The 5354-nt window shown below is 46.1% G+C and carries 7 protein-coding genes; 3 read left to right on the forward strand and 4 right to left on the reverse strand.

The features are described from left to right. The first annotated feature begins 161 nt into the window (after positions 1-161). On the forward strand, positions 162-710 hold the full coding sequence (locus R7E78_RS23805; protein WP_158157070.1) for a gamma carbonic anhydrase family protein: 549 nt from the start codon (positions 162-164) through the stop codon (positions 708-710). Between the two features lie 7 nt (positions 711-717). Here R7E78_RS23805 and R7E78_RS23810 read toward each other — a convergent pair whose 3' ends face one another. The 4 genes from R7E78_RS23810 to R7E78_RS23825 form a co-directional block, all read right to left on the reverse strand. Further along, entirely contained in the window at positions 718-981 is a 264-nt protein-coding gene (locus R7E78_RS23810) for a DUF1488 domain-containing protein (RefSeq protein WP_213971084.1), read from the reverse strand. Positions 982-984: 3 nt separating this feature from the next. Then, positions 985-1818 (reverse strand): shikimate dehydrogenase, encoded by an 834-nt coding sequence (gene aroE / locus R7E78_RS23815; protein ID WP_042523879.1) that lies wholly within the window; start codon positions 1816-1818, stop codon positions 985-987. Positions 1819-1919: 101 nt separating this feature from the next. Continuing rightward, complete coding sequence (gene hemF, locus R7E78_RS23820; protein WP_053350839.1) at positions 1920-2837, reverse strand: oxygen-dependent coproporphyrinogen oxidase; 918 nt, start codon at positions 2835-2837, stop codon at positions 1920-1922. 47 nt (positions 2838-2884) lie between these two features. Further along, positions 2885-3442, reverse strand: coding sequence for an L-threonylcarbamoyladenylate synthase (locus tag R7E78_RS23825; RefSeq protein ID WP_005379084.1), 558 nt, complete (start codon positions 3440-3442; stop codon positions 2885-2887). A gap of 199 nt (positions 3443-3641) precedes the next feature. Between R7E78_RS23825 and purE the strand changes: the two genes are divergently transcribed. Continuing rightward, positions 3642-4127: a 5-(carboxyamino)imidazole ribonucleotide mutase gene (gene purE / locus R7E78_RS23830; protein ID WP_005379082.1), complete on the forward strand. Its 486-nt coding sequence runs from the start codon at positions 3642-3644 to the stop codon at positions 4125-4127. A gap of 4 nt (positions 4128-4131) precedes the next feature. Then, positions 4132-5265, forward strand: coding sequence for a 5-(carboxyamino)imidazole ribonucleotide synthase (locus tag R7E78_RS23835; RefSeq protein ID WP_213969983.1), 1134 nt, complete (start codon positions 4132-4134; stop codon positions 5263-5265). Positions 5266-5354: the final 89 nt, after the last annotated feature.

Below are 5354 nucleotides of genomic sequence, written 5' to 3' on the forward strand. Positions count from 1 at the left end.
TCAGCGAGGTGGCATTATAGAGATTGCGATCACATTGGCAAGCCCTTTTTCTCGTTTTTTTTGATTTTTTTATCGTTTGGGTGTTTTTTATTCTAAAAGGCGAGTTTTCACTACTATTCTACCTCCATACACCCTGTAATCGCCCTGAATAAGGAAAAAAGATGAGCTCAATGAGAAGCTACAAAGGTATAAAGCCTGAACTTGGTGAGCGTGTTTACGTTGACCCAACCTCTGTTTTAGTCGGTGATATCCGAATTGGCGATGATTCTAGCATTTGGCCATTGGTAGCAGCGCGAGGCGATGTAAACCACATTCACATTGGTGATCGAACGAATATTCAAGACGGCAGTGTTTTGCATGTCACCCATAAGAACGCCGAAAACCCAAACGGCTACCCATTGATTATTGGTAATGACGTTACGATTGGCCACAAAGTGATGCTGCACGGTTGTGAGATCCACGATCGTGTTTTGATTGGTATGGGAGCTATTGTTTTAGATGCTGTTGTAATTGAGTCAGAGGTGATGATCGGAGCAGGCAGTTTAGTGCCACCTGGGAAAGTATTAGAAAGTGGCTACTTATATGTTGGAAGCCCAGTAAAACAAGCTCGCCCTCTATCAGAAAAAGAACGAGCTTTCTTGCAAAAGTCTGCCAACAACTATGTGCAGAACAAAAACGACTACTTAAATGAAGTAAAAGACTTGAACTAAAGCCCTGTTAACCGATAATGATATGGCCTTCTTCATCGAAGGCTTCATCTTCTATTAACTCTTCGGCGATTTCTTCTAGATCGAATCGGTAATCAGTAAACACTTTAATTGCCGCTTGCTCAGTTTCAATCAGAGAACCACTAAGCTTTTCTAGCTTTTGTTTTGTTACATAGCACTCAATCAACGCACCAGATTGCTGCGCAGCAAAATTTACCGATTGCGATGCTTCATCCCAAGACTGCATGTCAGGGAATAGGATAGATTGATTCATTGATTATTGACCTTCAAGATTCTTTCTTAGTTCTCTGAGAATTTGTTTGGCACCAGGACGTAAGCCACGCCAGAGCATGAAGCTTTCTGCAGCCTGCCCAACTAGCATTCCAAGACCGTCATACGCATGAGCGGCACCATTTTCTCTTGCCCATAAGTTAAAGCTCGTCACCCCTTTTCCATAAATCATGTCATAACTTGTGCTGTTGGCGGCAAAGATAGAGGAAGAGATTGCAGGCAGTTCACCACTAAGAGAAGCGGAAGTGGAGTTAATGATGACATCATACTCTTCATCAATACTTTCCATCTCTCTCGCTACGATAGGGCCGTGAGAGACAAACAACTCTGCAAGCTCCTGTGCTTTACTAAAGGTACGGTTGGTAATGGTTAAAGAGGTCGGCTTTTGATCAAGTAGTGGCTTAATAACACCACGAGCTGCACCACCAGCGCCAATAATTAGGATTCGCGCGCCTTCCAATACAACCTGATGCTGAAGCAGATCTTGCACTAAACCTGCACCATCAGTGTTGTCACCGATGATTTCACCATCGTCTAACTTCTTGAGGGTATTTACCGCGCCTGCTAACTGAGCCCGTTCTGTCAATCGACTAGCAAATTGATAAGCATCTTCTTTAAATGGCATAGTGATGTTGCACCCCTTGCCACCTTCAGCAAAAAACACCTTCGCCGCGTCAATAAAACCATCAACAGGTGCACTTTCTGCGGTGTACACCAAAGATTGATTAGTTTGACGAGCAAACAAGGTGTGAATGAATGGCGACTTACTGTGTCCGATAGGATTACCAAACACGGCATAGCGATCGATTTGCTGGGTCATTTCCTTACCTTTGTTCCTTACTTAGATATAGAGAAAACAGGGCCACCTGATTACAGATGACCCTATCACTATCTATCTATATAGAAAAGGAGATTCCGTGCTTACCACTCTCGTGGCGTTAGGTATCGCTCGTAAAGTTCAGCTTCTGGCGATCCCGCTTCTGGCTCGTAGCAGTACTCCCAGCGAGCGAGCGGCGGCATTGACATCAGAATCGACTCAGTACGCCCACCGCTTTGTAAACCAAATAAGGTGCCACGGTCATACACTAAGTTGAACTCTACGTAACGGCCGCGACGATATAGTTGGAATTCACGCTCACGCTCACCATACTCGATCTCTTTACGACGAGAAACGATCGGCAAATAAGCCTGGCAATAGCCTTCACCGACAGCTTTGATGTAAGCAAAGCACTTATCAAATTCCCACTGGTTTAGATCATCAAAGAACAAACCGCCAACACCGCGAGTTTCATTACGATGTGGTAGGAAGAAGTATTTGTCACACCATGCTTTATGCTCTTGGTAAACATCGTCACCAAATGGCGCACAAAGCAGTTTTGCAGTGTCGTGCCATGATTGGCAATCTTCTTCAAATGGATAGAACGGCGTTAGGTCAAAACCACCACCAAACCACCAAATTGGGTCTTCGCCATCTTTTTCTGCAATAAAGAAGCGAACATTGGCGTGTGAAGTCGGTACATAAGGGTTTTTAGGGTGAATAACCAAAGAAACACCCATCGCTTCAAAACGACGACCCGCTAGCTCTGGACGATGCGCTGTCGCAGATGCTGGCATTTCTTTCCCTTCCACATGCGAGAAGTTCACGCCTCCCTGCTCGAAAACAAGGCCATCACGCATAACACGTGAGCGCCCACCGCCACCAAGACGTTCGCCCGGTTCACGATGCCATGCATCCTCGACAAAGACGGCCTTTCCATCTTCTTGTTCTAACTGCTGACAAATGGAGTCCTGAAGTGACATCAAGAACTGCTTTACGGCGTGCTTATCGATCGCTGACATACGTTATTACCTATTACGTGAAACCTAATGATGGCTGGCTAGCAGGGTTAACCCTGTCTTAATATTTGTGAAGTTTTGGCGTCACGAATCTCGCTGGGTTTATCACGACCGCTGGTCTCGCCACGAAGAATGGCGACCAGCTTATCACCCAACTGCTCTTCGACTTCTTCCGTGGTCATACACGGTGGTAAGCCGGAAAGATTCGCGCTGGTAGAGGTTAACGGCTTTCCGAATGCATTACACATTTTTTGCACCAAAGGATGATCAGTCACACGAACCGCAATTGAATCAAACTGCCCTGAAACCCAGTTGGATACTTTATCGCTCGCTGGCATGATCCAAGTGTATGGGCCTGGCCAAGTGGCATGAACAGTCTGTAATTGTTCTTCAGTCAACTGAGATTCATCAATATAAGGCAAGAGCTGATCATAACTTGCCGCGATGAGAATCAGCCCTTTTTCTACCGGACGCTGCTTGAGCTCTAATAGCTTTTGAATTGCTTCTGGGTTATCTGGATCACATCCGACACCAAAAACCCCTTCTGTTGGATAGGCAATCACTTCGCCTTGCTTGAGTGCGTTGAGCACTTGTTCAAAGTTATCCACCGATTACTTCCTATTTGTTTGACTGTGTTGTTTTCACTAAGTGTACAAATATTCATTCTCAGACACTAAAGCAATTTTTTTATAAAATGTATCAATAGCGCCAACAACAAGAAGCAAACGTTTGCTTGAGATAAAAATCCCCGTATAATGCGCACAAATTTATAGCTCACCTAATTTTTGCAGCTTAAAGGAGTTTGAGATGAAAGTCGGTATCATCATGGGTTCTAAATCCGATTGGCCAACCATGAAACTAGCAGCGGACATGCTAGATCAATTTGGCGTGCCTTACGAAACAAAAGTCGTGTCAGCACACCGAACTCCTCAATTACTGGCTGACTACGCTAGTGGCGCAAAAGAACGCGGCATCAAAGTTATCATCGCAGGCGCAGGTGGTGCAGCCCACCTACCAGGTATGGCGGCGGCGTTTACTAGTTTGCCAGTGCTTGGGGTTCCCGTTCAGTCTCGTGCACTGAAAGGTATGGATTCACTGCTTTCTATTGTACAGATGCCAAAGGGAATTGCGGTTGGTACATTGGCGATTGGCGAAGCGGGCGCAGCAAACGCCGGTATCCTAGCAGCGCAAATCCTAGGCACTCATGATGAAAACATCATGGCGAAGGTAGAAGCATTCCGTAATGAGCAAACGGAAACAGTTCTCGCAAATCCAAACCCTGCAGAGGATTAATCAGATGCATGTACTGGTTCTTGGTGCGGGTCAGTTGGCTCGTATGATGTCTCTGGCTGGTGCGCCACTGAATATTCAAATTTCAGCTTACGATGTCACCAACGGTGATGTCGTTCACCCTTTAACTCAACAGGTACTTGGCCATGGTTTGGAAAATGCGATTACGCAAGTTGATGTGATTACTGCCGAGTTCGAGCATATTCCACATGACGTGCTCAAAGTTTGCGAAGCGAGCGGCAAGTTCCTACCAAGTACGCAAGCCATCAAAGCAGGTGGTGATCGCCGTATTGAAAAAGCACTGCTTGATGATGCTGGCGTGCGCAACGCGAAATACTACGTCATTGAAACTCGTGAAGACTTTGAGCGCGCAATTGAACACGTTGGTATGCCAATGGTTCTGAAAAGTGCATTGGGTGGCTACGATGGTAAAGGCCAATGGCGCTTAAAAGAAGCTTCTCAAGTCGACGACATTTGGACTGAGATGGCAGAGTGCATCGCGGCAACACCAACTCAAGCGATTGTTGCTGAAGAGTTTGTTCCTTTTAACCGCGAAGTATCACTGGTTGGTGCTCGAAGCAAAGATGGCAGTGTGGAAGTGTACCCTCTGGCAGAGAATGTTCACACCAACGGTGTATTGAGTCTTTCTACTGCGATTGATGCGCCAAGGTTACAGGAACAAGCAAAGCAAATGTTCACGGCAGTCGCAGATAGCCTAGATTACATTGGCGTATTGGCGCTTGAGTTCTTTGATGTCGATGGGGCACTTTTAGTGAATGAGATTGCTCCACGCGTGCACAACTCTGGTCACTGGACACAGCAAGGTGCAGAAACGTGTCAGTTTGAAAACCATCTGCGCGCAGTGTGCGGCTTACCATTAGGCAGTACGAAATTGGTTCGTGAAACCTCAATGATCAATATTCTTGGTGAAGACACACTACCAGAAGCATTGTTATCAATGGAAGGTTGCCACATTCATTGGTATGGCAAAGAGAAACGTGCAGGTCGCAAGATGGGACACATCAACGTGTGTGGCGACTACCCAGGAGAATTGCACCGTAGGTTGTGCGCCCTGACAGACATCTTAGACCCAATAGCTTTCCCAGCCGTGCAAGCGTTCGCTAAACAGCCTCAACACTAACGTTTGGCAGCAAAAAAGTAAATTACCACCTTCTAAAGAAGGTGGCTTTGTGTGAGCCCCCTAAAAGGGGGCCTTTGTTTAGTCCAGCG

The sequence above is a fragment of the Vibrio sp. YT-19(2023) genome (assembly GCF_033337395.1).

What these genes read in the sequence shown, in the direction of transcription:
- purE (WP_005379082.1), top strand. Translation starts at nt 3,642, where the DNA reads ATGAAAGTCGGTATCATCATGGGTTCTAAATCCGATTGGCCAACCATG.
- aroE (WP_042523879.1), bottom strand. Translation starts at nt 1,818, where the DNA reads ATGACCCAGCAAATCGATCGCTATGCCGTGTTTGGTAATCCTATCGGA.
- hemF (WP_053350839.1), bottom strand. Translation starts at nt 2,837, where the DNA reads ATGTCAGCGATCGATAAGCACGCCGTAAAGCAGTTCTTGATGTCACTT.
- R7E78_RS23805 (WP_158157070.1), top strand. Translation starts at nt 162, where the DNA reads ATGAGCTCAATGAGAAGCTACAAAGGTATAAAGCCTGAACTTGGTGAG.
- R7E78_RS23835 (WP_213969983.1), top strand. Translation starts at nt 4,132, where the DNA reads ATGCATGTACTGGTTCTTGGTGCGGGTCAGTTGGCTCGTATGATGTCT.
- R7E78_RS23810 (WP_213971084.1), bottom strand. Translation starts at nt 981, where the DNA reads ATGAATCAATCTATCCTATTCCCTGACATGCAGTCTTGGGATGAAGCA.